The sequence below is a fragment of the Pseudoflavonifractor phocaeensis genome (assembly GCF_016901955.1).
Taxonomy (GTDB): domain Bacteria; phylum Bacillota; class Clostridia; order Oscillospirales; family Oscillospiraceae; genus Flavonifractor; species Flavonifractor phocaeensis_A.
On record NZ_JACJLC010000146.1, the window covers coordinates 1 to 4319 of the forward strand.

The 4319-nt window shown below is 48.2% G+C and carries 8 protein-coding genes; all 8 read right to left on the bottom strand.

The window, feature by feature from the left end:
* Window positions 1-681: 681 nt before the first annotated feature.
* Window positions 682-888, bottom strand: coding sequence for a hypothetical protein (locus H6B51_RS16450; protein ID WP_204884684.1), 207 nt, complete (start codon window positions 886-888; stop codon window positions 682-684).
* Between the two features lie 212 nt (window positions 889-1100).
* Window positions 1101-1415, bottom strand: coding sequence for a hypothetical protein (locus H6B51_RS16455; RefSeq protein WP_204884685.1), 315 nt, complete (start codon window positions 1413-1415; stop codon window positions 1101-1103).
* Window positions 1416-1448: 33 nt separating this feature from the next.
* Window positions 1449-1772, bottom strand: coding sequence for a UpxZ family transcription anti-terminator antagonist (locus H6B51_RS16460; protein ID WP_204884686.1), 324 nt, complete (start codon window positions 1770-1772; stop codon window positions 1449-1451).
* Window positions 1773-1787: 15 nt separating this feature from the next.
* Window positions 1788-2405, bottom strand: a complete 618-nt coding sequence (locus H6B51_RS16465; protein ID WP_207753957.1) for a recombinase family protein — start codon at window positions 2403-2405, stop codon at window positions 1788-1790.
* A gap of 75 nt (window positions 2406-2480) precedes the next feature.
* Entirely contained in the window at window positions 2481-2765 is a 285-nt protein-coding gene (locus H6B51_RS16470; protein ID WP_204884688.1) for a hypothetical protein, read from the bottom strand.
* On the bottom strand, window positions 2762-3115 hold the full coding sequence (locus tag H6B51_RS16475) for a hypothetical protein (RefSeq protein WP_204884689.1): 354 nt from the start codon (window positions 3113-3115) through the stop codon (window positions 2762-2764). The genes H6B51_RS16470 and H6B51_RS16475 overlap by 4 nt, the downstream gene beginning before the upstream one ends.
* Window positions 3116-3117: 2 nt before the next feature.
* The gene (locus H6B51_RS16480) at window positions 3118-3417 is read right to left on the bottom strand and encodes a hypothetical protein (RefSeq protein WP_204884690.1); all 300 of its coding nucleotides are present in this window, start codon (window positions 3415-3417) and stop codon (window positions 3118-3120) included.
* Window positions 3418-3420: 3 nt separating this feature from the next.
* Window positions 3421-4319 (bottom strand): hypothetical protein (locus tag H6B51_RS16485; protein WP_204884691.1); only part of this gene is annotated, 899 nt, incomplete at its 5' end.

Sequence of the window (4319 nt, forward strand, 5' to 3'; positions counted from 1 at the left end):
TTTTAGATTACCATGCCCACGCATTCCCCCGAACAGACTTATTGCAGCGGCTCTGTCACACCTGGTCCAGTTATTGATATCGTGGGCTGGTACACGCATCGACCCACGCTGCCGGCAGACGCCGGCAGATCCTATATGCAGCCTGCTCGCTATGGAGGTAGTCCGGCTGGAATGATGGGTTTACTCCAACCGGGTGTCCCTGGCTCCCATGCGCCGCGAGGCGTTGTCTGTATATATATTATGCGGCAAATTTATATCCCATTTCACAAAAATCAATGTTGTATACAACAATTAGACCATTTATTGCAATTAAATTGCAATCCCATGCAGAAATAGTTAAAATGTATCTCTTAATAAACTCAAAAATTTAGTTTTAAGTTTTTTGAGCGCAACGATATGCGGTGAAGTCTTGTTGTCATATAGCCATAGGACTATTGCTAATATATGCATGTAGCCAAAATTTGATTGGCGCGTAGGACCAGCAGCTCTCCCTCATGCCTTTATAATTACACACAGTGCTCACGACACAGTGTCGTCGCAACTGATGCATTGTTACATAGGGGATAGATCGCTGCTCCTGTATATATTATATGCTTTGAAAAAATCTTCATTAGTACTGTGTGTACAGAAAAAATATCGGGCCCGCCATCTAAGGCGGGCCCGAATTATTATATTCCCAGGTTAATCAATCATGATGGAGTGCTTTACTCTGCTCTTCCTTTGCTTTTTTAAATAGGCAATTGCTTCTTCCGACTCATTCACACACCAATGGTAAAATCCAACAATCAATTGCTCCTGGGTGATGCCCATAGGCCGGATTATCTTTTCTACTTTTGCTTTAAGGTCAGCATCAATTGTAATTGTAATCAGTTCCGTGTCGTTTTCCATGGATTATCTTCCTTACTACTTATCTTATATACAAAGAAAAATCCATTGTCAAGCTATCTTTGCGCACCCACACATATATACTCCCGGGCACCTGCCCGATGCCGGATGGTATATGCCTCCCAGCATCGGGCCAGTAGACAAGGGGGAAAACAGAGTCCATTGTTATAATGTCTTAATCCCAACACATTTCTTCGTATATAAGATATAAGATATTATTGGCTCTCCCTTTGGCCACCATCCAGGATGAGATCCAGCCAGCAGTCGGTGCAAAACACATCATGGATCGTATACCCATATTTGCTAACCAGCGCCTGCTCGTCCACCGGCGTAGGCTTGGGAGCCTTACCCAGCATGTACAACGCCATCTGCCGTGCATGACGCCATACCTCGGGCAATGCGTATACCTCATGGGCCGGTGTCTCCCTGCTGCAGATACTGCATTTAATCTTGGGCATATCCAGATTGGCATTTTCGATTTCCGCCATAATTTCTGCCTCTTCCACGCTGATCATGTTATCTTTTTTCATTGCAATCCTTCTTTCTTAGTTTTACTCAAATCTTTATTTAATCTCCAAACCATTGGACACCCGATAGAAGATAATGTCCTCAACTTCATGTGAGGCAAAGATTGACCGTCCGGAAGCAGGCATTGCAGCCAACGTGGCCTTATGCATCTGCTTGACTTTTTGCCTCGTCTTAGCCAACGTAGCCCCAAATTTGCTGAGAGTTGCCTGATTCATACGCAACAGCTTTTGCACGATTTCTTCTGCATCGCCATGATAATAGCAGATGGCATTGTACAGCAGCTCCAGGGAGATTTTAGCTTTTTCATCCTCGGTCATCTGCTCATAGGTGTCCATAGCATAACGATAGCACTGTGTCATATTAGTTTCCTTCCTTTATTTGCTGGCCTGGATGGCTGACAGGTATCGGTAGACTGTGGGGCGGCTTACCTGTGCCAACCTGGCCAGTTCACTCACATTTATTTCTCCAATTTGATATTTCGCAAAATAGCGGTAAAAACTATCTGGGATGCGCTCTGCTGTGATGGTAGGGCGGCCCAGTTGTTTGCCTTTGGCCCTGGCATTGGCCACGCCGGAGCGTACCCGGGCCCGGATCATGCTCAGCTCAAGCTCCGAGAAAACCGCAATTAACTGTAAAAAAGCCACGGTCATCGGATCCGGATCATCCTTGCGGCAATCAATGGTGATACTCCCAAGGATTTGTAGTCGGATACGTTTGAGCTTGATAACATCTACGATCTGGCAAAACTGCTGCACTGAGCGAGACAGGCGGGATGGCTCTGTGATTATCACCGTGTCTCCTGGGCGGACTGTATCCCACATCATATCCTGTTGCTCTTTGGTCGGTGCATCCCCGTGCTCATACTCCATCCATATCTTGGTTGCACCGGCTGCCTTGAGTTCCCTCACCTGACGGTCGATATCTTGTCGAGTCTCATTGGTGCTGCATCGAGCATAGCCATGTGTAACGATAATCCCCTCCGCCGTTTTCATTACAGATTCCACCTGTTTTTGCCTCCTTCGAGCCCCCAAAAGGGGTCCCTCAACGTGTAACGGCAAACATTTGTTTTACGGACAGCTCTCTGCCACTTTGAGCTTTGCCTCAATTGCCTGCTCGATCTTGTCTCTAATTATCCTGCACGCCAGCCGGTAGACACAAGGGTTAACACCAGCAGGGGGTGGCCTGGAGGTAATCGCCACAAACGCAGATAGAGCCCACAGCATGGAACCGATATCAGCGTGGGATACAAGAGGCCACAGGACCTCATCCGTCCAATCGGTCAGGTCATCCTCGCAGGAAATCCAGCTGAAAGTAAGTGCGTGGATCTTGGCGTAACTATCCATCCATATCATATACACTCCTCCTGGACCGCATCGGCGCCAATGCACGGCATGGACTTGTCCCCTGGATCCCTCTGCGCAGGTACCGGGTATATCTCCCGCATCTTGTCGTGCATGTCGCCCAGGAGTCCATCAAGGCGATCCTTGAGTTCAAGATATTCCGCTACAGTGTTGAGTCCATCATCTACGCATAGGGTATACATAGCTACAATCGCTGCCGCCCCATCCTCCATGGCAATCATGTACGGACTCTCATCGATGGATAAGCAAATGGTTTCTGCGATGACCTCTGCCGTTTTCAGCTGATCTTTTTTCTCGCTTTTTTCTCTCACTGCCTGCAAAATCTTGCGATACTTGTCCATACTTAGTTCCCTTCCATTGGTTCTTGAGACGGGAATTTTTGCAGCATATTATCCTGCAGATGATCAATCAGACGCATCAAGCGGGTCTTGATGTCCTGGTAATGATCAACGGTATTGATATTGTGACTGGTACACAGGATGTACAGTGCCGTCAATGCAGCTACGCCGTTGTCCAGCGCGGAGATATACGGGGCATCATCGACCAACCCGCACAGCCTGGGCATCAGGTATTCAATCTTACGCTCACGATCTTCACCTTCTTTTTCCAGAACTTCTTTCAAGATTTTCCGGTATCTGTTCATGGGTCATCTCTCCTTGTTTTTCAAAATATCTAAGATAATTGAACGTACAAACACAGCGAGCTGTGTGTTGCCATTTTCTTTTGCCGCTTGTGATATGGCCTCGTACTCGCTATTTGTTAGTAACAACCGGATACATTTACAGCGCTCCTGCCGGATCTGCCGCCAAAAGGGCTGTACATTGTACTTCTGAGCAAGGGAGTCCAGCTGCCCGGGCTGTATGCCCATCTTTGCAGCCAAATCGCTTTTACCGTATACCACACCTGCCTCCTTGTAGGACAAGAGCCTCTCCAACAGTGGATCTGTGGCATCAAGCGCCGGTCCAAATAGAGTGTCAGCATCCAGGCCAACCATCACGGCGAGCAGTGCATACCTATCTGGTGATGATAGCTTCCAATTTGTAAGCCGTGATAGTACGGCGGCGGACAAGCCGCCAAAGTACTGCTCATAGATTTGCGTACCGTAATATTCTCTTGCTGTTTGCTGGATTTTTTCAACGCTCAGGGTTTGATACTTGCTGATCTTGTCCACCCCATATCCTGCGTTGATCAAAGCGGTATGCAAATTGTTGTATCCAGCCGTTGGAGCATAGTCTCCGCATAGCAGTGCCGTCAGCATATCCGTCAGCGGCTCCATCCACGGCTCAGTGCTTCCTTCTACGGTATCCTGGCAGTGAATTGATATGAGCGGCAGGAAAACCTCAGACAACCTCGCAAATTCGATGGGCACAGTAACAAGTGGGATCTTGTGCATCGGGCAGTAACCCAAGAGGGGGATCTGATGCACTCGGCGCCAAATGAATACGCCGCCTGAAACGGTGCCTTTAGACCGCACGAATGGTGCACCCAGACCGCTGAAATGGTGCATGGTCACCGCAGCCATGGTGCATTGACAGGATGGCCACT